The organism is Paenibacillus sp. 276b (genome assembly GCF_900107875.1).
Lineage (GTDB): Bacteria > Bacillota > Bacilli > Paenibacillales > Paenibacillaceae > Paenibacillus > Paenibacillus marchantiae.
In genome coordinates this window covers 181,688-203,338 of the sequence record NZ_FNRR01000007.1, presented here as the reverse complement: position 1 = coordinate 203,338, position 21,651 = coordinate 181,688, and the positions used below count along the sequence as shown (strand labels likewise).

The 21,651-nt window shown below is 48.1% G+C and carries 19 protein-coding genes; 17 read left to right on the top strand and 2 right to left on the bottom strand.

Annotation, left to right across the window (positions count from 1 at the left end; all coding sequences use genetic code 11):
* The first annotated feature begins 1 nt into the window (after position 1).
* From priA to BLV50_RS33190, 12 genes are all read left to right on the top strand, one after another.
* Positions 2-2,551, top strand: a complete 2,550-nt coding sequence (gene priA, locus BLV50_RS26455) for a primosomal protein N' (protein WP_090810752.1) — start codon at positions 2-4, stop codon at positions 2,549-2,551.
* 181 nt (positions 2,552-2,732) lie between these two features.
* Positions 2,733-3,221, top strand: coding sequence for a peptide deformylase (gene def, locus BLV50_RS26450; protein WP_024631117.1), 489 nt, complete (start codon positions 2,733-2,735; stop codon positions 3,219-3,221).
* Between the two features lie 12 nt (positions 3,222-3,233).
* Positions 3,234-4,187 (top strand): methionyl-tRNA formyltransferase, encoded by a 954-nt coding sequence (gene fmt, locus BLV50_RS26445; RefSeq protein WP_090810750.1) that lies wholly within the window; start codon positions 3,234-3,236, stop codon positions 4,185-4,187.
* Positions 4,184-5,704 carry a 16S rRNA (cytosine(967)-C(5))-methyltransferase RsmB gene (rsmB, locus tag BLV50_RS26440; RefSeq protein ID WP_090810748.1) on the top strand — a complete coding sequence of 507 codons (1,521 nt, stop codon included), beginning with the start codon at positions 4,184-4,186 and terminating at the stop codon, positions 5,702-5,704. The genes fmt and rsmB overlap by 4 nt, the downstream gene beginning before the upstream one ends.
* 230 nt (positions 5,705-5,934) lie before the next feature.
* Entirely contained in the window at positions 5,935-6,975 is a 1,041-nt protein-coding gene (gene rlmN / locus BLV50_RS26435; protein ID WP_063565754.1) for a dual-specificity RNA methyltransferase RlmN, read from the top strand.
* A gap of 7 nt (positions 6,976-6,982) precedes the next feature.
* A complete protein-coding gene (locus BLV50_RS26430; RefSeq protein ID WP_063565604.1) occupies positions 6,983-7,759 on the top strand; it encodes a Stp1/IreP family PP2C-type Ser/Thr phosphatase in 777 nt (258 codons plus the stop codon).
* A complete protein-coding gene (pknB, locus tag BLV50_RS26425; RefSeq protein WP_090810746.1) occupies positions 7,756-9,963 on the top strand; it encodes a Stk1 family PASTA domain-containing Ser/Thr kinase in 2,208 nt (735 codons plus the stop codon). Before BLV50_RS26430 ends, pknB begins: the two co-directional genes overlap by 4 nt.
* A gap of 62 nt (positions 9,964-10,025) precedes the next feature.
* On the top strand, positions 10,026-10,943 hold the full coding sequence (gene rsgA, locus BLV50_RS26420) for a ribosome small subunit-dependent GTPase A (RefSeq protein ID WP_063565606.1): 918 nt from the start codon (positions 10,026-10,028) through the stop codon (positions 10,941-10,943).
* Position 10,944: 1 nt separating this feature from the next.
* A complete protein-coding gene (gene rpe, locus BLV50_RS26415; RefSeq protein ID WP_090810744.1) occupies positions 10,945-11,604 on the top strand; it encodes a ribulose-phosphate 3-epimerase in 660 nt (219 codons plus the stop codon).
* 2 nt (positions 11,605-11,606) lie between these two features.
* Positions 11,607-11,858, top strand: coding sequence for a hypothetical protein (locus tag BLV50_RS26410; protein WP_063565607.1), 252 nt, complete (start codon positions 11,607-11,609; stop codon positions 11,856-11,858).
* 167 nt (positions 11,859-12,025) lie between these two features.
* Complete coding sequence (gene spoVM / locus BLV50_RS26405) at positions 12,026-12,106, top strand: stage V sporulation protein SpoVM (protein WP_019424875.1); 81 nt, start codon at positions 12,026-12,028, stop codon at positions 12,104-12,106.
* Position 12,107: 1 nt separating this feature from the next.
* Positions 12,108-12,302 (top strand): hypothetical protein, encoded by a 195-nt coding sequence (locus BLV50_RS33190; RefSeq protein ID WP_063565608.1) that lies wholly within the window; start codon positions 12,108-12,110, stop codon positions 12,300-12,302.
* Here the strand turns inward: BLV50_RS33190 and rpmB are convergent, their stop codons facing one another.
* Positions 12,303-12,491 carry a 50S ribosomal protein L28 gene (gene rpmB / locus BLV50_RS26395; RefSeq protein WP_024631107.1) on the bottom strand — a complete coding sequence of 63 codons (189 nt, stop codon included), beginning with the start codon at positions 12,489-12,491 and terminating at the stop codon, positions 12,303-12,305.
* Positions 12,492-13,135: 644 nt separating this feature from the next.
* On the opposite strand from rpmB, the gene BLV50_RS26390 reads away from it, so the two are divergent.
* The 4 genes from BLV50_RS26390 (at position 13,136) to BLV50_RS26375 (ending at position 18,293) form a co-directional block, all read left to right on the top strand.
* A complete protein-coding gene (locus tag BLV50_RS26390; protein ID WP_090810743.1) occupies positions 13,136-14,944 on the top strand; it encodes a DAK2 domain-containing protein in 1,809 nt (602 codons plus the stop codon).
* A gap of 28 nt (positions 14,945-14,972) precedes the next feature.
* Positions 14,973-15,836, top strand: coding sequence for a DegV family protein (locus BLV50_RS26385; RefSeq protein ID WP_090810741.1), 864 nt, complete (start codon positions 14,973-14,975; stop codon positions 15,834-15,836).
* 10 nt (positions 15,837-15,846) lie between these two features.
* A complete protein-coding gene (gene recG, locus BLV50_RS26380; protein ID WP_090810739.1) occupies positions 15,847-17,892 on the top strand; it encodes an ATP-dependent DNA helicase RecG in 2,046 nt (681 codons plus the stop codon).
* 113 nt (positions 17,893-18,005) lie between these two features.
* Entirely contained in the window at positions 18,006-18,293 is a 288-nt protein-coding gene (locus BLV50_RS26375) for a stage VI sporulation protein F (protein ID WP_063565612.1), read from the top strand.
* Positions 18,294-18,712: 419 nt separating this feature from the next.
* Here the strand turns inward: BLV50_RS26375 and BLV50_RS26370 are convergent, their stop codons facing one another.
* A complete protein-coding gene (locus BLV50_RS26370; RefSeq protein WP_063565613.1) occupies positions 18,713-19,294 on the bottom strand; it encodes a hypothetical protein in 582 nt (193 codons plus the stop codon).
* Between the two features lie 704 nt (positions 19,295-19,998).
* Here BLV50_RS26370 and BLV50_RS26365 point away from each other — a divergent pair.
* Positions 19,999-21,651 (top strand): sensor histidine kinase, encoded by a 1,653-nt coding sequence (locus BLV50_RS26365; RefSeq protein WP_079694304.1) that lies wholly within the window; start codon positions 19,999-20,001, stop codon positions 21,649-21,651.

Sequence of the window (21,651 nt, the reverse complement as noted above, 5' to 3'; positions counted from 1 at the left end):
TATGGAAATCGCCAAGGTTATTGTCGATGTTCCTGTGAAGGAGACGGACCGGCCGTTTGATTATCTGGTGCCGGAATCCATGCGTGAATGGATTGAGATTGGCAGCAGGGTAGGTGTACCTTTTGGTCATCGGACGGTGCAGGGTTTCGTGATTGATCTGGTACCTCGCACGGGTACGGAGAAATTCAAACTCAAACCGATTCAGGAATTGCTAGATATCGTTCCACCGTTGTCAGAAGATTTGGTTGAATTGGCCGAATGGATGAGTGAACGTTATGCCAGCAACCGCATTTTGTCTTTACAGGTGATGGTACCGACTGCGCTGAAAGGGAAAGCAGAACGGTATATCTCCCTTGGAGATGCGCTGGATGGACAAATGGCAGGTTCGGCGTCAGGCGAAGAAGTTCTTTTTGTGTGGGGAGAAGAGTCGACTTCAGAAAAGGTGCAGCAAGACATTATTCGTTTTGTGAAGAGTCGTGGGCAGGTTCCCTTACAACAACTGAGTCGTAAATACCCCAATCATGCTGTGCTGATCAAGAAGTTGCTGCTCAGTGGTGTCCTGCTGGAAAGTCAGGCGATTAAGGACAAGCTGAATAAAAAAACGATGAAATCCATTGATCTTGCTGTGGATGTAGCGGCTGCGGAAGAGGCATTGAATTCATTCCCGGCAAAGGCACAACGGCAGAAGGAAGTTTTGGCTTTCTTGCTGGAAATGAAAGAACTGTTGCCGATGGCGATGAAAGAATTACTGTCCACACTTCAGGTATCAGCGGCTACAGTCAAAGGTCTGGAGGAGAAAGGGCTGGTTGTAACGGAGGACGTCGAAGTCTTTCGTGACCCTTATCAGGGCCGTAAGTTCCGTGCGACCGAGCCATTGAATCTGACCGACGAGCAGCAGCATGTCTATAACAATATTAATGGTCGATTGCAAGAAAGGCGCCATGGCGTCTTTTTGCTTCATGGTGTAACAGGCAGTGGTAAGACGGAAGTATACCTCCAGACCATTCAGCGCTGTATTGAACAGGATCGACAGGCAATTGTGCTTGTACCTGAGATTGCATTGACACCGCAGATGGTTGAGCGTTTTAAAGGACGTTTTGGTGATCAGGTTGCCGTGATGCACAGTCGTCTGTCTGGTGGAGAGCGTTATGATGAGTGGCGCAAAATTCGGGAAGGTCAGGTGAAGGTTGCCATTGGCGCCCGTTCAGCAGTCTTTGCTCCGTTTAGTCGTCTTGGTCTGATTATTATGGACGAGGAGCACGAGACTTCATATAAACAAGAAGAAACCCCGAAATATCATGCCCGTGATGTAGCGGTAAAAAGAGCACAGCAGCATCAGGCGGTCGTTGTCCTGGGCTCAGCGACACCTTCGCTGGAAAGTTACTATGCTGCCCGTTCACAGAGCAATGATGATTTTGCACCACTTTTGTTGGAGATGCCTACCCGCGCACTTGGTAATAAGCTGCCGGAGGTACGGATTGTTGATATGCGCGAAGAGTTGAAGGACGGAAATCGCTCGATGTTCAGCCGTGCCTTGCACAAAGGATTGGAAGAGCGGTTGGAGCGCGGGGAACAGACCGTGCTTCTGCTGAATCGACGTGGCTATTCCACCTTTGTGATGTGCCGCAGTTGTGGATACGTTGCAGGCTGTCCCGAGTGTGATATTTCATTAACCTATCATCAGCGCTCCAATAATCTTCGTTGTCACTATTGTGGATATGCGGAAGCAGCACCAGAAGTGTGCCCGGATTGCGGCAGTGAGCATATTCGATATTTCGGTACAGGTACGCAGCGGGTAGAGGAAGAATTGGCGAAGCTGTTCCCGGGTATTCGCGTCATTCGGATGGACGTGGATACAACGAGCGAAAAAGGTTCGCATGAGAAGTTGTTGAAGCAGTTTCGTGAGAAAAAGGCAGACGTATTGTTGGGTACCCAGATGGTTGCCAAAGGGCTTGATTTTCCTGATGTCACCTTGGTTGGAGTCATCACAGCTGACTCGGCACTTAATTTGCCAGATTTTCGGGCTGCCGAAAAAACATTTCAGCTGCTCACCCAGGTGGCGGGCCGTGCAGGTCGACATCAACTGCCGGGCGAGGTGTTCGTTCAGTCCTATACACCAGAGCACTATTCGATTGGGCATGCGAGCCAGCATGACTATGTTTCGTTTGTCCGGGAGGAATTATTGCATCGGCGCAATTTGCAGTACCCGCCTTACTGTCGCCTGATTTTGGTGACCTTCTCACATGAGCAGCTTCCGGTACTGATCCGGCTGGCTGAGAACTACACACGAATACTGAAAGAAAAGGCAAATGCTGCTGGCTGGTTAAGCAGTTTGGATCGTTTCAGCAATGATGCCTTTGACGTGCTTGGCCCGGTAGCCTCACCAATTCCTCGGATCAAGAATAGATACAGATTCCAATGTATGATAAAATGGCGGGGGGATGTCGACGCCATTGGACTGGCGCTCGCGACGGCCCGGCGCATGGACGACGATGTTCAGGCGCAAAAACTGCAAATTAGTCTGGATGTAGACCCGCAAATGTTAATGTGAGCATTTGTATTAAAATGCGGATGTAAACAAGCGGTATAAACATAGATTAAAAACAACATGAATGATGGCTCGATCTTAAAATCAGTTTTTGATACCTGCTACATAGCAGAAAATCAGTACTATTTTTGAAATGAGCCTGATGTCCTGAAATTATGATGAGGATTAGGAAGGTGCTTACAACATGTCGATTCGTATTATCGTGAAAGAACCAGATGAGGTACTACACAAAAGAGCTAAAGAGGTAACTAAAGTTACACCTAATGTACAGAAACTGCTGGATGATATGGCAGATACAATGTATGACGCTGAAGGCGTAGGTCTGGCTGCACCACAGGTTGGTATTTTGAAACGGCTTATTGTGATCGATTGCGGAGATGAGCAGGGGCTGATCAAGATGATCAATCCGGAGATTATTTCGAGTGAGGGAGAGCAATTTGGACCCGAAGGCTGCTTGAGTATCCCTGGCATTAACGGTGATGTGCGTCGTTTTGAGACGGTTACAGTCAAAGGGCTGGACCGCGAAGGCAAGGAACTGATTATTACGGGCAGCGGGCTGTTGTCACGCGCATTCCAACATGAGATTGACCATTTGGATGGCGTGCTCTTTACGGATATTGCTGAAAAAGTGTACGAAATTGCAGCCGATCAAACTGGGCCGCGTCGTAACTAAGGAGTGATCGATTTGAATATTGTTTTTATGGGAACGCCTGAATTTGCAGTTCCATCTCTCGATATGCTTATTGCCGAGGGATATAACGTGGTTGGGGTAGTGACACAGCCGGATAAACCACAGGGACGTAAAAAGGTGCTTACACGAACACCAGTCAAGGCTGCGGCAGAACGCCACGGCCTGCCTGTATTTCAACCAGTGAAACTGCGTGCTCCAGAAGCTGTAGCCCGATTGGCTGAATGGAAACCGGATCTGATTGTGACTGCGGCTTTTGGGCAGATTCTGCCCAAGGCTGTGCTGGATATGCCTGTTCGTGGTTGTGTGAACGTGCATGGCTCTCTTTTGCCAAAATATCGCGGTGGTGCCCCGATTCAACGCTCCATTATTAATGGAGAGCCAGTGACGGGAGTTACGCTGATGTTTATGGCGGAAGGCTTGGATACGGGAGATATGATCTCACGTGTGGAAGTGGCGATTACGGATGAAGATACATCAGGATCCATGTTTGTAAAGCTCAGCGAAGCGGGTTCCAAATTGCTTCAGGAAGAAATGCCGCGGCTGGTTGCTGGCGAAACAACGGCTGTCCCACAGGATGAAGCCGAGGCTTCATATGCACGTAATCTGACACGGGATGACGAGAAGATGGACTGGAATCGCACGTCGCGTGAATTGTTCAATCAGATTCGCGGTCTTGTGCCGTTCTCGGGTGCATTTACGATGTGGGATGATCAGGTCTTCAAGGTCTGGGCAGCAGCAAATCCGAAGCAGGCGGATGTACTCTCGTCTTCGGATGCTGGACAAGCTGAGCCGGGAACGGTGTTACAATTGGGCAAAAACGGGATTGAAGTTCGCACAGGTGACGGTTCTCTCTGGCTTACTGAGGTTCAGCCCGCGGGCAAAAAAGTAATGCAAGCTGCTGACTTTGCCCGTGGTGGTACCCTGAAACCAGGAACGGTGCTGCAATGAGCGGAAATACACCGGGCCGTCCATCAGGAAATGGTCATAAAGTCGCAGGAAATGCGTCCGGACGCGGAGGAAACCAACGTCGTCCGAACTCGGGGAAATCGGGTCGTGCAGGAAATTCATCTAAATCCCCAGCTTCGGCCAATGGTGCCTCGCGTTCCGAACGGCCCAAAACATCTGCTCGTGCACTCGCCGTAAAGGTACTGAGCGCCGTTGAGCAAGAAGGAGCTTACAGCAACCTTGAGCTGAACCGGCGTCTGAAAGAGGCCGAGCTAAGTCCGGCAGATGCTGGACTGGCTACAGAATTAGTCTATGGTACGATCGCGAGACGGAATACCCTTGATTATTATCTGGAACGCTATGTAGCCAAAGGTGTATCCAAGCTGCAACCTTGGGTTCGCAGCCTGCTGCGCATCAGCGTGTACCAGATGTTATATCTGGACCGTATTCCAGAACACGCGGTAGTGAGTGAAGCCGTCAATTTGGCTAAGAAATTGGGTCATCAGGGCATCTCCGGTATGGTGAATGGCGTTCTGCGGAACATGATTCGCAATCGTGATGAGCTGCGCATCCCTGAACATCTGCCCGCTGCTGAACGTATCTCACTGGAACATTCTCACCCGCTGTGGATGGTCGAACGCTGGATCAGTCAATATGGCGAAGAGACAGCGGAAGCGATCTGTCGTGCAAATAATGAACCGCCTGCGGTTAGTGTTCGTGTGAACACGACAATGACTACACGTGAGAAACTGATGCAAGAGATGGTGAGCACGGGTGCGATCGTGGAACCTTCCCGACTTAGTCCAGACGGTATTCTCGTTCGTAGTGGTGGCAACATGGCTCTTACGTCCTGGTATCGGGATGGCTTGCTGTCCGTTCAAGATGAAAGTTCCATGCTTGTAGCCGAGGCAGTTGGGCCTGAAGAAGGTCAGACTGTATTGGACTGTTGTGCAGCTCCCGGCGGAAAGACAGCCCATATGGCTGAGAAAATGCAGGACCGTGGACGGATTGTGGCCAATGATGTACATGCTCATAAACGTCAGTTGATCATGGATCAGGCAGATCGTCTGGGACTCAGCTGCATTGATGCTGTGACAGGTGATGCGCTTGATCTGGATGCGCGTTATCCGGAGGCATCATTTGACCGTATTCTGCTGGATGCGCCATGTTCCGGTCTAGGTGTTATTCGCCGCAAGCCGGATGTCAAATGGACCAAAACTGTGGAAGATATCCACGAAATCTCCAATCTGCAACGTGAACTGTTGGATCGGGTTGCACCGCTATTAAAGCCAGGTGGTATTCTGGTGTATAGTACGTGTACAATCGAGCCTGCGGAGAACGAGCATAGAGTTGCTGACTTTTTGGACCGGCATCCGGAATACAAGGCGGCTGAAGAGTCTGCCTGGTCTGGTCTGGAAACAGCCGAGTGGAAGGTTGTGAACGGTGGCGTGCAGATCCTGCCACAGTATGCTCACAGTGACGGATTTTTCATTGCCAGGTTGACAAGGATAGCGGATTAACAGTTTAATAGAGCACTGAAGGATAGCCGCCGAGGGGAACTTCGGCGGATTTCTTTGTGATTAGCCTCAAGGTTTAACATCAGTAAAAAGTGATGATAGGGTGCGATGCAGGCACTGAGGTGTTATAATGCATGAAGTACAGGCATCAAGGGTATACATGGATGTAAAGTGGTCTTTGTGATAGAATAGGAAGAATGAAAAGAAAAGAAGGAATAGGTGTTGACAACAAAATGAAACCTTTTATATATGATTATTCCCTGGAGGAGCTGCAACAGTGGGCTGTTGAGAACGGGGAGCCGGCTTTTCGCGGTGGTCAGATCTTCGACTGGATTTATGTGAAACGTGTGAATGATTTCAGTGAAATGACGAACCTGTCCAAAGCGCTGCGTGAAAAGCTGACTGAACAATTTGAATTCGTTACACTTACTGAAATTACGAAATTTGAATCCAAGGATGGAACGGTGAAATTCCTGTTCGGTCTGCATGATGATCATGCGATCGAAACAGTTATCATGAAGCACAACTATGGTAACAGCATCTGTGTAACAACACAGGTTGGCTGCCGGATTGGTTGCACGTTCTGTGCATCCACGCTGGGCGGACTGAAACGTAACCTTACGGCTGGGGAAATTGTCGCTCAGGTTGTGCAAGCCCAGAAAATTTTGGACGAACGCGGTGAGCGGGTCAGCAGCATCGTAATCATGGGTTCAGGTGAACCTTTTGAGAACTATGAAGCAACAATGACGTTCCTGCGTATCATGATTCACGAAAAAGGGCTGAATATCGGTCAGCGCCATATCACGGTGTCCACAAGTGGAATCGTACCAAACATTTACAAGTTTGCAGATGAAGATACACAGATTAACCTGGCGATCTCCATCCATGCGCCAAATGATGCATTGCGTTCCAAATTGATGCCAGTAAACCGCCGTTTTCCTTTTGAGGATGTAATGGAGTCGTTGCGTTATTACTTGGCGAAAACGGGTCGCAGAATTACGTTTGAGTACGCACTTATCGGTGGTGTGAATGATCAGCCGGAACATGCGGCAGAACTGGCAAGCGTGCTTAAGAACATGCTGTGCCACGTGAACCTGATTCCGGTCAACCATGTACCTGAGCGCAAGTACGTAAGGACATCCAGAAGCGACATTTTCAATTTTCAGAAGATTCTCTCGGAGCAGGGTGTTAATGTAACCATTCGTCGTGAACAGGGACATGATATTGCTGCCGCTTGCGGTCAGCTTCGTGCAAAGCATATGGAGTTGAGGTGAGAACGTTTTGATCAAAACAGTTCATGTGAGCCATATCGGACGGGTGCGTTCGGTGAATGAAGATTCATCCTGGATTCGAAATCTCGATACAGGTTATATTCTGGGTATTGTTGCCGATGGTATGGGCGGACATCTTGCAGGAGATACTGCGAGCCGCCTGGCGGTAGAGACGTTGGTGCAGGATCTGGGAACGCTTGAGCCGGGTCTTTCACATGCGTCTTTGTCAGCCGCATTGAGCGATGCTATTTTGCATGCCAACGAAGTGATCTTCCGTACTGCCTCCTCGGATGATAATTACCACAACATGGGAACCACCGTGGTTGCGGCGTTATTAAATGATACGGAAGGCGTTATTGGTCACATCGGTGATAGCAGAGCATACAAAATTGCAAACAAACATGTGATCCAGTTGACCGAGGACCATACACTGGTCAATGAATTGTTCAAAAATGGTCAGATCAGCAAAGAAGATGTCTCTCATCATCCGCGTCGCAATGTGCTGACACGTGCACTTGGCACAGACGCGGAAGTGAAGGTGGATCTGGATACCGTCAAATTGGAAGAAGGCGAAGTTCTTCTCCTGTGCAGTGACGGGCTTAGTAATCTGGTCAGCAATGAGCAGATCATTCAGGTCGCAGGTAATCTGGAACTGGCATTGGAAGATCGTGCGGATCGCTTGCTTCAGCTGGCTTTGCTTGCTGGAGGAGATGACAATATCACGGTGGCATTATTCGAACTGCAAAAGGAAGGTTCCGTGATATCGGAAACGGGGTGTGAGTCATGATTGGGCACCAGCTAGGCGGACGCTATGAAGTGATCGAGCGTGTCGGCGGTGGCGGCATGGCTCTTGTGTATAAGGCCCAGGACCTGTTGCTCAACCGGAACGTTGCCATCAAAGTGTTACGGCAGCAATTTGTTCATGACGAAGAGTTTATCCGCCGTTTCCGCAGAGAAGCACAATCAGCAGCTTCGCTGTCACATCCTAACGTAGTTAGTGTTTATGATGTAGGGCAGGAAGATGACGTTCATTATATTGTCATGGAATATGTTGAAGGCAAAAACCTGAATGAAATTATTAAAGAACGGGCGCCTCTGCAGGTGGACGAGGCCGTTCGAATCGCCTCCCAGATTGCAGATGCTCTCGATCATGCACATCATAATCAGATCATTCATCGGGATATCAAACCCCATAATATATTGATTGGTCGTAATGGCCGTGTGAAAGTAACGGATTTCGGGATTGCCCGTGCGGTTACGTCCACGACGATTACTCAGACCGGCTCAGTGGTCGGTTCCGTACATTACTTCTCACCTGAGCATGCCAAAGGCATCGTGACTGGCGAGAAGTCGGACTTATATTCTCTTGGTATAGTACTCTATCAAATGCTGACTGGGCAGCTTCCGTTCCTGGGAGAGAGTCCAATTAGCGTTGCTTTGAAGCATTTGCAGGAAGAGTTTGATGAACCGCGCAAATTCAATCCGCTTATCCCGCAAAGCGTGGAGAACGTTATTCTGAAATCCATGCGCAAAAATCCGCAGGAGCGTTACCAATCCGCTAAAGAAATGCAGACGGATCTGGAAACCTGCCTGATGCCGGAAAGACGTAATGAAACGAAGATTGATTTTCCGGATGAGGATGATATCGATCAGACCCGTGTTATGCCGGCGATTAAGCCGGAGCCACGTGGAGTTACATCCACAGGTGCTATACCCGTGATGGAGTCTGACCAAGATAACAACAAGGGCAAATCCAAAACAAAGAACTGGAAGAAGCCAGCGCTGCTGATCTCGTTGACCGTGCTTATTCTTATCGCCATGGTTGGAGTTGTGTGGTACGTGAAAGGTATGCTTGTTGTGCCTGACGTGACTGTACCCAATGTGATTGGCCAAACCGAGGAAAAGGCTCGTCAAATGTTGCAGGATAACGGGCTTGTTGTCAGTGATAATGTCATCCGTCAATACAAGGAGGATGTGGAGCCCGGTATTGTATTTGAACAGACCCGAAATGAAGGCGATGTGGTCAAGGAAGGCTCCGAGGTCCAGTTGAGTGTTGGGGCGGAAAAAGAACTGACCAAAATGATCAGCGTCGAAGGCAATACCTATGATGAGGCTGTCAAGAAGTTGATCGCTCTTGGCATCAACGGGGATCAGATCAAACGCAAGGATGATTTCTCGAATGACATTGCATCCGGGAATGTGATCTCCCAGACCCCTGGAGTCAATGAAGAATTTGATCCTGAAGCGACAGAAATTGTTCTAACCGTTAGCAAAGGCTCCGAAACGATAAAAATGCCGGATTTGAAAAACCATACTCGAAGTGAGGCGGAGAGTATGCTCAAATCCGCTGGGTTAATCCTTGCTCAAGTTCAGGAAGAGTCGAGCTACACTGTAGATAAAGGCAAAGTGACACAGCAATGGCCTGTGGAAGCCGGTGCAGACGTGAATCCTGGTGACAAAATTACCATTTTCATTAGTACTGGATATCCGCCAGAGGCATTGAACTACGCCTATAACATTAACGTTTCGCCAAAAGAAATAGGAAAGAGCAGCAAAATTCGAATTACTTTCGAAGATGCTCGTGGCAAAAGTCAAGAATGGGGGACCCGGACAATCAAGTCTGCTCAAACGCTGACAATTCCGCTTATTCTGGCTCCTAACGTCGACGGTGTTGTCTCTGTCTACCGGGATGGCCAATTCTTGGATACGTATCTGGTGTCCTATAGTGATGCCAAAAACGGAACGGTAGTTATGCCTACCATTGAGCCTGAGAAGGGTGCAGACCCCCCTCCAACAACGGAGGAGCCTGAACAAGGCGGTGGTGGTGATGAAGGCACCGTGGATACGAATCAGGAAGGTGAACCGGATACACCTGTTGAGGGTGAAGGGGAAAATGGCGAGGCAGATACTTCTGCGATGAAGAACGGAAATGGTCTCGCCAAGGGAAAAGATAAGAAAAAGGAAGTCGTTAACGCATCAAGCCGTCCATAAGGGCGGCTTATTGCCGACGTTCAGGGTAAATGTACTGTAAATTAAAGGAGGGCGACGGAGCTATGCCAGAAGGTATCATCGTTAAAGCGCTAAGCGGTTACTATTATGTCATGCCACTGGAAGACAGCGGGGTGCCTTCGGTTGAAGGCTCCGCCGTTCAATGCCGGGCCAGAGGTATCTTCAGAAAACGGGGTACTTCACCACTTGTGGGTGACCGAGTCAGCTATATGCTGACAGAGAACGGAGAAGGAACAGTAGATGAGATTCGCAAACGTGAAACGGAGTTAATTCGTCCACCTGTAGCCAATGTAAGTCTGGCTGTTCTGTTATTTTCCGTTAAGGAACCGGACATGAATCTCAATCTGTTGGACAAATTCCTGGTACATATCGAACAAGCTGGACTGGATGCACTGATTGTGCTCACGAAGCAGGACCTGGCTGATCCAGAAAACGATGCCCGTGATACAGTAGCAGAAGTAAAAGCTATGTACGAGCAAATTGGATATGAAGTTATCTCTACCAGTTCACGAACCGGTGAAGGCAATGAACTGCTCAAGGAGCGTCTTGCCGGCAAGATTAGCGTATTCTCCGGGCAATCCGGTGTAGGTAAATCTTCGATGCTGAATGCCTTGATGCCAGGTCTAACCCTGGAGACCAGTGCAATCAGCATGCGCCTTGGCCGAGGGAAACACACCACCAGGCACGTGGAGCTCATACCTCTGGATAATGGTGGCTTTGTCGCGGATACGCCGGGATTCAGCCAACTGGACTTCCTGGAGATTGGTGTGGAGGAGTTATCCACTTGCTTCCGGGAGTTCGCTCAATATGCCGATCAGTGTAAGTTCCGAGGCTGCACCCATACGCACGAACCAGGTTGCCGGGTGCTTGCAGCCAAGGCGGAGGGAATGATTTCCGAAAGCCGTTATAAGCATTACGAACAATTCCTTACAGAAATGAAAGACAAAAAGCGGAGGTATTAATATGATTAAAATTGCCCCATCTATTTTATCTGCGGATTTTGCCCGTCTCGGCGCGGAAGTGGCGGAAGCCCAAGCTGCTGGCGGAGACTGGATTCATGTTGATGTCATGGACGGTCATTTCGTCCCTAATATTACGCTTGGACCTGCGATTGTAAAAGCGATCGCTCCACATACAAGCTTGCCGCTTGATGTGCATTTGATGATTGAGAACCCAGAGCGTTATGTTGAGGAATTTGCAAAAGCTGGCGCGGCTGTCATTACGGTTCATGCTGAGGCTTGTGTGCATCTGCACCGGGTTATTCATCTGATTAAGGAACAGGGAGTTAAAGCAGGGGTTGCCCTTAATCCGGGAACTCCGGCGAGTGCTATTCAGGAAGTGCTGGACGATGTGGATATGGTGCTTGTCATGACCGTAAATCCCGGTTTTGGTGGACAGGCTTTCATCTCTGGCACGATGAACAAAATCAAGCAAATTCGTAGCTGGTTGAACGAAAAAGGACGTCATGACGTGCATATTGAAGTGGATGGCGGTATTGCTGCCGACACGGCTCCGCTTGTGGTTGAAGCTGGAGCGGATGTGCTCGTTGCGGGAAGTGCTGTATTTGGACGTGAAAATCGCGCTGCCGCGATTGCCGAAATTCGCAGTAGTTACGGAGGCTGAGCATGAACCTCAAGGAGACGCTGTGGACCATGGCTGCGAGTCTCGTTACGGGACTGGTGCTTGCTATGTTTGCGGTTATTCAATCCCCATACAATGCGATTACGTCATTGATCGGGGTTGGTGTTGTCATTATGTACTTCCGCAAATTTGACCGTACAGGACTTCGGGTTACTTTTGTGATTTTCAGCATACTGTATTACTTATTGAGTGTATTCATGATCGCTGCTTATCAATATATCCCTACTCAAACCTAAATGACCTGATAACCAGGCTCGTCATTGTGGAATAGGGACAAAGGGTTCCGCATAAATATGGTTACATGAGCAGGTTTCTCATGTAGCCTTTTTTGTCGTGTTTAAGGCAAAGAAGGCCTGGAGCATAGGATACGGCGGATGCATGAGCATGATGGGGAGGGTGAAGTATGAAATTTTACACATTCAAACTGCCGAAGTTTTTGGGAGGGTTTGTAAAGGCGATTCTTAATACGTTTCAAAAGAACTGACATGATTAAAAGGTTCCATTGGCGAATACCGCCGCTTTGGCTTCAGGATCATCTGGAATTCGGACCTGCGAAGCGCCATGCGGCGGACATTCACATGCTGATGTGTGTATTCATGATTTTATTTCTGAATACCAAAAAAGCACCTGCAAGGAACAAGGTGCTTTTTGCTTACCCGATTTATAGTAGCTTTGCGTGATTATACGCGAGTCACTTTACCGGCTTTCAGTGCACGGGTGCTTACGTATACACGTTTTGGTTTACCGTTCACGAGAATGCGGACCTTCTGAACGTTTACGCCCCAAGAACGACGGTTACGGTTGTTAGCGTGGGATACGTGGTTACCGGTGCCCGGTTTCTTACCTGTCACATAACATTTGCGAGACATAGATTACACCTCCTATCCTAAAATAACCAGTTGCCCTAAGGAGACACGAATGCCATTCCAGACGGGCTAAATTGTTCTTCCTGACCACAATGGTCAGGTTCCAGTAGCTAATGGCGTTGTTCAAGCCGGCATAGCCGGATCATTTCCATTACTAAACCTGCATAAAACAATACTTGAATATAATATCATATTGAAAAAAGCTTCGTCAACTGATCCAAAAACTTTATTTATTTCTCCTGTCTAATATAGTACAATGTTGAATAGTCCATAATACAGCGTTGAACAGGCTGTTGCCGCGGGGAAGCCGGAGAAAAAACCGGCCTTAAAGGGTCGGTGGTCTGCTTTTTTGGCAACGCTGTGAGCTGCGGCATTCCATCATTGGCACCAGTCTCCATGCGGCATTCATGCCGGCTCTTGATACCGGTGCATATCCGTATGCCCCGAATTAGGGGTAACAGAGCAATTGCAGGATATCGGTTGCCCGGCCGCCCAGACCGTTAATCCGGCTGACATTATGTATTATTATGCCTGTGCCGGACAAGGTATGGACGAAGAATAACGCGATAAGCGTTTGCGCATGAACAGACCAGATAACATCTTGGTGCAAGATGTTCGTGTATCAAGCTAGGAAGGGGAATTCTCACTTGAGTATACGTTCTTTAAATGGAACAGATTTCACCGCAATGGTACTTGCCGGAGCGGAACAACTTGGACAGCATGCAGAGCACGTCAATTCCCTGAATGTTTTCCCTGTGCCGGATGGTGACACGGGAACGAACATGAATTTGACAATGAGTGCAGGAGTCGCAGAGATTAAACGCAAGAGTTCTGCCTCCATCGGAGAAGCTGCCGGTATTTTATCAAAAGGCCTGCTTATGGGCGCACGGGGCAATTCCGGAGTAATATTATCGCAATTGTTCCGCGGATTCAGTCGTTCAGCTGCTCCTTATGAGGAACTGAATACACTCCAGTTCGCCGCAGCTCTGCAGAACGGTGTGGACGCAGCTTATAAAGCCGTAGTGAAACCCGTTGAAGGGACCATTCTTACCGTAGCCAAGGAAGCGGCGAAACATGCCAGCTACTACGCAAGACGGACGAATGATATAACTGAATTAATGAATGAAGTATTGTTAAAAGCAAAAGAAGCACTGGCAATGACTCCGGAATTGCTGCCTGTATTGAAACAGGTCGGTGTTGTGGATTCAGGCGGTCAGGGGCTTGTATATATTTACGAAGGCTTTATGGACGTTCTGTTGCAAACGGACGGGGCAAGTCGTACATCCTTCCAGAGAGACGTACAACCAACCGTAGCGGCATCTGCATTGAAACCGGCTGCACCGTCAGAAGTGGTTTCTGCGAAGCCTGCACAGCAGGTAATCGTACCGGAGATGCCAATGTCTGCCCAAGCGCGACTGGAAACGGAAGATATTGAGTTCCTGTATGACATGGAGTTCTTTATTAACCGCGAGCTTGGAGAGAACGCAGGTGTTGCATTTGATGACGAAGCATTCCGGAAAGCGTTGTCAGTTAACGGGGATTCCATCATTATTATTGCTGACGATGAAGTGATTAAGGTTCACGTGCATTCCAAGACACCAGGGGATGTATTAAACCTGGCTCTCCGTTATGGAGAAATCACACAAATTCATATTCTCAATATGCGTGAGCAGCATCGTGATCTGCTGACTGCAGGCATGGACATTGCGCCTTCGCCTGAGCTGTTCGCAGAGATTCCACCTGAAGCGGCGCGTAGCGTGGAAAAAGCCGTGCTCCCAGCAGATGAGATGGCACCATATGGTTTCATCGCGGTATCTTCCGGTGACGGCATTGCAGAGATTTTCCAGAGTCTTGGCGTGGATGTTGTTCTGTCTGGTGGACAGACGATGAATCCGAGCACTGAAGATTTTGTGAAAGCGGTGCGTTCGATCGCGGCAGAACAGGTATTTATTTTGCCGAACAACTCCAATATTGTACTTGCTGCCGAGCAGGCTAGGGAGTTGCTTGAAGATGAGCGTCGAATTATTGTGATTCCGAGCAAGACGATCCCTCAGGGCATGGCAGCGGCTTTTGCTTTCCAGGAGGATGAGTCTGCGGAAACCAACCGTGACCATATGCTTGAGGCGATTAGCCGGGTACAGTCCGGTCAAGTGACTCATGCGGTCAGAGATACACAATATGATGAGCTTGATATCAAAGCTGGACACTACATCGGTATCCATAATTCCAAGATCGTTGCAACGGACGAAAGCATGCTGAACGCATGTGAAGGTCTGCTGCAACAGATGATGGAGAGCGGAGATGAAGTGGTGACCATCCTTGAAGGGGACGAGGCTACCCCTGAAATTACCGCTGCGCTTGTCGCATGGCTTGAAGAACAATATCCTGATGCTGAGGTAGAGGTGCATCTTGGAGGACAGCCGGTTTATTATTATTTGTTCTCTGTAGAGTCCTAAAGCACTTAAGCAAAGAGGAGGGGATCTGATGAGCCACAAGGTTGCGATCGTAACCGATAGCACGGCAGATATACCGGAAGAACTGATCCGTAAATACGGGATTCATGTTGTTCCGCTGCGTGTTTTGTTCGGGGAAGAAGCTTATGCAGACGGCGTTGATCTGACTTCGGAACAGTTCTATGCAAAATTGGAGAAGGTATCTGTGCTGCCTACAACCTCACAGCCTTCTCCCACCGATTTTATGAATATCTATAACACACTGTTGGATGATGACCCGGAACGGCCCATTGTATCGATTCATTTGTCTTCCGGCATGAGTGGTACCTATCAATCGGCACTGCTCGGCAAATCGTTGCTGGAACGTGAGGGCGATATAACGGTACTGGATTCGAAGTCTGCATCCTATGGATATGGTTTATTGGTCGTACAGGCTGCCGAGCTTGCCGAACAAGGCAAATCCGCTGCGGAGATCACTGCGGCTGTAGCAGCCATGCAGAAGAGCCGCAAGCTGTTCTTTCTCGTAGATACATTGGAGTATTTGCAGAAAGGCGGCCGGATTGGCAAAGCTGCGGCCATCTTGGGAACATTGCTGAATATTAAACCGATCTTGTCCATTGATGAGGAAGGCGTTATTTACGCAGTGGAGAAAGTTAGAGGTCACAAAAAAGCCATGGCACGCATTATTGAGCTGTTTCAGCAGGATCTGGCGGGTCAACGTGTTAATCTGGCGGTAGGTCATACCGCAGACCCCGGATCAGCGATCGCTTGTGCAGAGCAATTACGTGGACATTTTACACTGAATGAAGTGGTGTATACCAATATTGGAGCTGTCGTTGGCAGCCATGTTGGGCCTGGCGTAATTGCCATCTTTATGTGGCCTGTTCCGGAATGAGGGATTAGACATGAAATGGGAAGAAATATCGGTTAAACAAATTAGCGGCGTGAGTGCTCTCAAAGAGGGAGAGCTTCACGCCTTTGGCATCTCTACTGTAAAAGACTTGCTTGAATATTATCCGTTCCGTTATGAGGATTATCGGCTGCGTTCGCTCAGTGAAGTGAAGGACGGGGACAAAATTACGGTACAGGGTAAAGTGATGGGCATCCCGGTGTTGCAGCGTTATGGCAAAAAGTCACGCCTTACCTGTAAGGTGATGACGGAAGAATGGATGATTTCAGCCACCTGGTTCAATCGGCATTTTCTGAAAGAACAGCTTACGCCCAATCGGGAGATTGTTATTATGGGGAAATGGGAACAGAAGCGTATGCAGATGACCGTAACGGACTCGGAATTCCCGGATAAAGGGGAAGGACGATCGGGCACGCTGCAGCCTGTGTATTCGGTAACCGGCAAGCTAACGCAGTCATGGATGCGCAAAACGATTAATCAGGGGTTAGTCCAATTCGGGGAAATGATCCCCGAAATTCTGCCTCAATCACTCATGAACAAATATGGATTCATGCCTCGCAAACAGGCGATTGCCGGGATTCACCGTCCGCAGGATAACCGGGAAGGCCAGCAGGCCAGACAGCGGATGGTGTATGAGGAGCTATTTTTGTTTCAACTCAAGATGCAGGCGTATCGTGCATTGAACCGGGATCGTATGGATGGTGTAGTGCACACAACGGATAATACGACGATTCGGGAGTTTGTTCGCAGTTTGCCATTTGAACTGACGGATGCACAGAAGAAGGTAGAGCTTGAAATTCTGCATGATATGCGTTCACCGTATTCGATGAATCGATTGCTGCAGGGAGATGTAGGCTCAGGTAAAACGGTTATTGCGGCGATCGCGCTGTATACGACCGTTCGTTCCGGTTTTCAGGGGGCTCTGATGGTCCCTACGGAGATTCTGGCAGAACAGCATATGCGCTCACTGCAAAAGCTGTTTGAACCTTTTGGCGTAACTGTGGGGCTGTTAACGGGCAGCGTGAATGGACGGAAGCGCAAAGATCTGATTGCATCCTTGCAGATGGGTATGATCGATATCGTTGTGGGTACACACGCTTTGATTCAGGAGGATGTATTTTTCCGTGACTTGGGTCTTGTTGTTACAGATGAACAACATCGCTTCGGTGTGAACCAGCGCAGCATTTTGCGGCGTAAAGGCTATAACCCGGATGTGTTAACGATGACGGCGACGCCGATACCGCGAACGCTTGCCATTACAGCTTTTGGTGATATTGAAGTATCGACCATCTCGGAACGTCCAAAGGGGCGGATTCCTATCTCGACGTACTGGGTCAAGCATGACATGATGGACCGGGTTCTTGGTTTTATTTCGCGAGAAGTGGACCAGGGACGTCAGGCCTATCTGATCTGCCCGCTCATTGAAGAGTCGGAGAAGCTGGATGTACAGAATGCCATTGACCTGCATATCCAGATGCAACAGAACTTTCCGAAGTACCGTGTAGGTCTGCTGCATGGACGGATGACGGCTGGCGAGAAGGAAGAGATGATGCGTGACTTTTACAGCAACGAAATTCAGCTTCTGGTCTCCACAACAGTTGTGGAGGTCGGGGTCGATGTGCCTAACGCAACGCTGATGGTCATTATGGATGCGGACCGCTTCGGTCTGTCGCAGCTGCATCAGCTTCGTGGTCGGGTCGGTCGGGGCGCTCATGCATCCTATTGTGTACTCATTGCAGACCCCAAGACAGAGGTGGGGCAGGAGCGCATGAAGGTCATGACGGAAACCGAAGATGGATTCGAGGTATCCCGTCGAGATCTGGATCTGCGGGGACCGGGCGATTTCTTTGGCACCAAGCAAAGTGGATTACCGGAGTTCCGTCTTGCCGACATGGTTGCAGATTTTGAGGTATTGGAGCAGGCGCGAGATGACGTCTCCAGCCTGATTGCGGATGCGAGCTTCTGGACGTCTGTTGACTACGCTCCTTTACGTGACTTTTTACAGCAGCAGCAAGTATTCCAGGGTGATCTGATCGATTGATCGGGCTATGAATGTGTGGTTTTCCACATTTTCCGTGGGAAAATGTCAAGTGTACAGGCCCTCCTGTCATATGAATAAGAAGTGAGTTCATTATTCAGGAGGTGCTGTTCGTTTTGGGTTACCAACAATATGGAATTAGTCCGCAGCTGGTGGAGCGGATCAAAACAAAGATGAAAAATCCCGCTGTCAAAGAGCGTATCAAAAAGTTGATAGATGGGGTCACCAAGTCCGATTTGCAGGATAAGGCCAAGGTAAGAAGGCTGGTCAAGTCGTCAGCGGTCATTTTGAACGAGAATTTTTCTGCGACTCAGGAGGAACAATTTGTTGCTTTTGTTCTTGCGCAGAAGATCGATCCGAACAATACGTTTCATTTGATTAAGTTGTGGGGCATGTTTAGGTAGGGATTCGATAGAATGTTGGGTGGTATAAAATGAAACAGTTTCATTTACACGGGGCCACTCCGAGTGCAGTACCATCTTCCGATCGCTGTTATCCCCGGATTTTTTTGAATTACCCTTTCAAAGGGTAAAATCCGGTGATAAAGGCGAGCGTATGCTTCCGATGCAGCTTTCTTTCAGAAAGCTTTTAGCTTCGCTTCTCCAGATTGGTTCTGCACTCTCCGTTACTGTGTAACTGGAAGTTCATTTTATAAAAACCAAATTACATCGAATGTGTATGAAGTAATTTTAGTGGATGGGGCGGTTCATAAGTCAGGAATATGACTTATGGACCGCCCTTTTGATTGTTTTAGTCAAGAACATGTGTTACTTGATACAAAATACTATTGGATTAAATCTCCTTTAAATTTTCAAGTTGGGATTTAATCTATGTTTTCAATACCCCAGTCACCTTTTTCGTTTTTAGTAAAGAAGTAGGTAATGCCTTGATTCTCAATACTACCGTCTGAGGACTTTCTAACAAAGCGCACACCTACTCTAATTTGTTCTGGATGATCGAGTTTTTCTAAAAGATCCAACTCATAGAACATGAATTGATCGGCTGTGTTTTTGTAATAAAAGCCTTCTCTAATGGATTCCAAAGACTTGTTATTCAGATTCTGCTTAAACTTTTTTTCGTTGTTCTCTACAATCGATTCCAGATTGTTCCTTAACTTAGAGATAATCTTTTCGTCAAAGAAGCTGCTTTTATATTTGTCGAAATCAATGTAGACGCCCTTCTTAAATTCGGCCGCTGTGATGTCCTTAATTTCTTCAATCTCCGCTGGCTCAATCAGACTTTCAAAGTTTTTTGGTGTAATGTTGGTTGAAGGGGCTCCGCTTGTTGTGTTGCTAGGTTTTTCGCTATTGGAAAGGGGGTAATTGTCGTCCGCTTTTCCGCATGCAGAAAGAAGTAAGGCTCCAATTATACATAGAGATAAAATACCACAAGAGAGATTTTTCATTAAGGAAACTCCTCCTTGCAATGCGAGATAAACGAAGCATGTTGATTATAATCCAGTTCTAATAGGAGAGAGACAGGAAACTGGTGTCATCCCATCACTCTTTATTCTTAACAGAATAAGGGCTAGTGGCTATTAAAGATGCAATAAATACTAAAATTAAAATGGCATTAGAAGGTACTGTTTCGTATATGTAGTTTTCAACTATTAGTACGAGGATCGAAATACTTAAAATCACTCTCAGCACATGAGCAGACGAGCGATTAGGGTTTTGGGTACGTTTCGAGATAAAGTAAATGATGTACCACAAACCACTAAAAAGCAGGAGTGAGCCTATCAGTAGCATTACAAACATTTAAATACACCTTTCTTAAATAAATTTCAGTTTGATTAATTAGCATAATGTTCCAATTAATTATAACACAGTGGATTTTTGGAAGTGGAGTTATATGTGTAGGAAAGTGAAGCTTTGTTGGTAGGGAAGAGAATGGTTTGGAGCAAAATTAATTCCGTATCGTCTGTTCAATAGGTTAGCGACTTTCGGCTACTTCCATTTTCACAGGATCGACTTTGCTTTCCTTCTGGGGGAGCGGTAAACTGTTGCATACGAGCATACATGGATTTTAAGGTGAGGAAAACGCTGCTGCGATAATGGGCGTTTATTTTTGACGGATGTGGAGGAAGTCAGATTGACGGAGATGTTTACGATGCTGCTGGGGCTGTTTGAACGGGCGGCACTGCTAATTATATTTTTATTCTTTCTGTCGAGGATACCGCGGTTTAGACAGATTTTGCAAAAGGGAAAATTGAGATGGCAGGAGTACATTGCGGTTACGTTGTTATTCTGTGCATTTGCTATCTTCGGTACCTATACCGGTATTAATGTGGAAGGTTCGCTGGTGAATGTGCGCATTATTGCTGTTATGTCTGGCGGTATTCTGTTCGGGGGGCCTGTGGGCATCATTACCGGGATTGTGTCGGGGGTGCATCGATATTTAATCGATATGGATGGAGTTACGGCGATCCCGTGCCTGATCACGAGTATCCTTGCAGGTCTGGTCTCCGGGTATATACATAAGTATACGCCTAAGTCGAAGCGCTGGATGATCGGTATTGCGGCCGGAATGATCTGTGAGGCGCTTACGATGCTGCTCATCCTGCTGTATTCCTATCCCGATCCACTGGGGGCCGACATTGTCTCGAAGATTGCGCTGCCGATGATATTAGGTGAGGTGAATATTGGGCTAATCGTACTGCTGGTGCAGAGTGTGGAAGGGGAAAAGGAAATGATTGCAGCTCGTCAGGCCAAGCTGGCGCTGGAGATTGCGAACAAGACCTTGCCGTACTTCCGTTCCATTGATGAAGACTCCCTGCGTACGATCTGCCGGATTATTCAGGAGGATATTCAGGCTGATGCGGTTGCGATTACGGATACCCGAAATGTACTGGCTTATGTGGGATTTGGTGAGGAACGATATCACATCGGTAATGAAATTATTAGTGAGATGACGAAGAAGACGATCTCCAGCGGAGAGATTACGATCAGCAATGATGTCATTGACGAAAAAACGCCGGATATCCACTCCCTCCTCATCATTCCACTCAAAGAGCGGGGCGAAGTAACGGGTGCCTTGAAAATCTATTACCGCAAAGCTTACAAGATTACGTATCCGTTGCAAACGATGGCTGTGGGCCTGTCCCAGATTATTTCCACCCAGATGGAAGTATCACGTGTGGAGGAGATCAAGGCTGCGGCCAATAAAGCGGAGCTGCGTGCATTGCAGACCACAATTCATCCTCATTTTCTATTCAATGCGCTGAACGCCATTGCCTCATCCATTCGCACCAAGCCGGATCGGGCACGCGAATTGATTGTGAATCTGTCTGGATATATGCGCTATAACCTGGAGCTATCGGATGAGCTTATCGATATTCACAAGGAGTTGGAGCAGGTCCGCAATTATGTGGAGATCGAGAAGGCGCGCTTCGGCAGCAGGCTTAACGTCATCTATGATATTGATGAGGTGGCTGTGCATATTCCAAGTCTGGTCATCCAGCCACTTGTGGAAAATGCCATTATCCACGGTATTCTCAAGGTAAAAGGACCCGGGACCGTACGGATTCGGGTACAGGATTATCCTGACTTTGTGCGAATTGGGGTCAGTGACACAGGAGCAGGCATTGGAGCCGACATTATTGAGCGTGTTTACCATGACCGGATGCCAGCCAACCAGATCGGGTTGTACAACGTGCATCGTCGGGTGAAGCTCATTTATGGACAAGGGTTAACGATTACACGGTTGGAGCAAGGAACCGATATTTTATTTGATGTACCCAAAGGAGATGTAGTAACAAGGTGA

Coding starts and splice junctions, on each gene's coding strand:
- BLV50_RS26385 (WP_090810741.1), top strand. CDS start 14,973: ATGAGCCACAAGGTTGCGATCGTAACCGATAGCACGGCAGATATACCG.
- pknB (WP_090810746.1), top strand. CDS start 7,756: ATGATTGGGCACCAGCTAGGCGGACGCTATGAAGTGATCGAGCGTGTC.
- BLV50_RS26410 (WP_063565607.1), top strand. CDS start 11,607: ATGAACCTCAAGGAGACGCTGTGGACCATGGCTGCGAGTCTCGTTACG.
- rlmN (WP_063565754.1), top strand. CDS start 5,935: ATGAAACCTTTTATATATGATTATTCCCTGGAGGAGCTGCAACAGTGG.
- rsmB (WP_090810748.1), top strand. CDS start 4,184: ATGAGCGGAAATACACCGGGCCGTCCATCAGGAAATGGTCATAAAGTC.
- spoVM (WP_019424875.1), top strand. CDS start 12,026: ATGAAATTTTACACATTCAAACTGCCGAAGTTTTTGGGAGGGTTTGTA.
- BLV50_RS33190 (WP_063565608.1), top strand. CDS start 12,108: ATGATTAAAAGGTTCCATTGGCGAATACCGCCGCTTTGGCTTCAGGAT.
- priA (WP_090810752.1), top strand. CDS start 2: ATGGAAATCGCCAAGGTTATTGTCGATGTTCCTGTGAAGGAGACGGAC.
- BLV50_RS26365 (WP_079694304.1), top strand. CDS start 19,999: ATGCTGCTGGGGCTGTTTGAACGGGCGGCACTGCTAATTATATTTTTA.
- rsgA (WP_063565606.1), top strand. CDS start 10,026: ATGCCAGAAGGTATCATCGTTAAAGCGCTAAGCGGTTACTATTATGTC.
- rpe (WP_090810744.1), top strand. CDS start 10,945: ATGATTAAAATTGCCCCATCTATTTTATCTGCGGATTTTGCCCGTCTC.
- def (WP_024631117.1), top strand. CDS start 2,733: ATGTCGATTCGTATTATCGTGAAAGAACCAGATGAGGTACTACACAAA.
- rpmB (WP_024631107.1), bottom strand. CDS start 12,491: ATGTCTCGCAAATGTTATGTGACAGGTAAGAAACCGGGCACCGGTAAC.
- BLV50_RS26370 (WP_063565613.1), bottom strand. CDS start 19,294: ATGAAAAATCTCTCTTGTGGTATTTTATCTCTATGTATAATTGGAGCC.
- recG (WP_090810739.1), top strand. CDS start 15,847: ATGAAATGGGAAGAAATATCGGTTAAACAAATTAGCGGCGTGAGTGCT.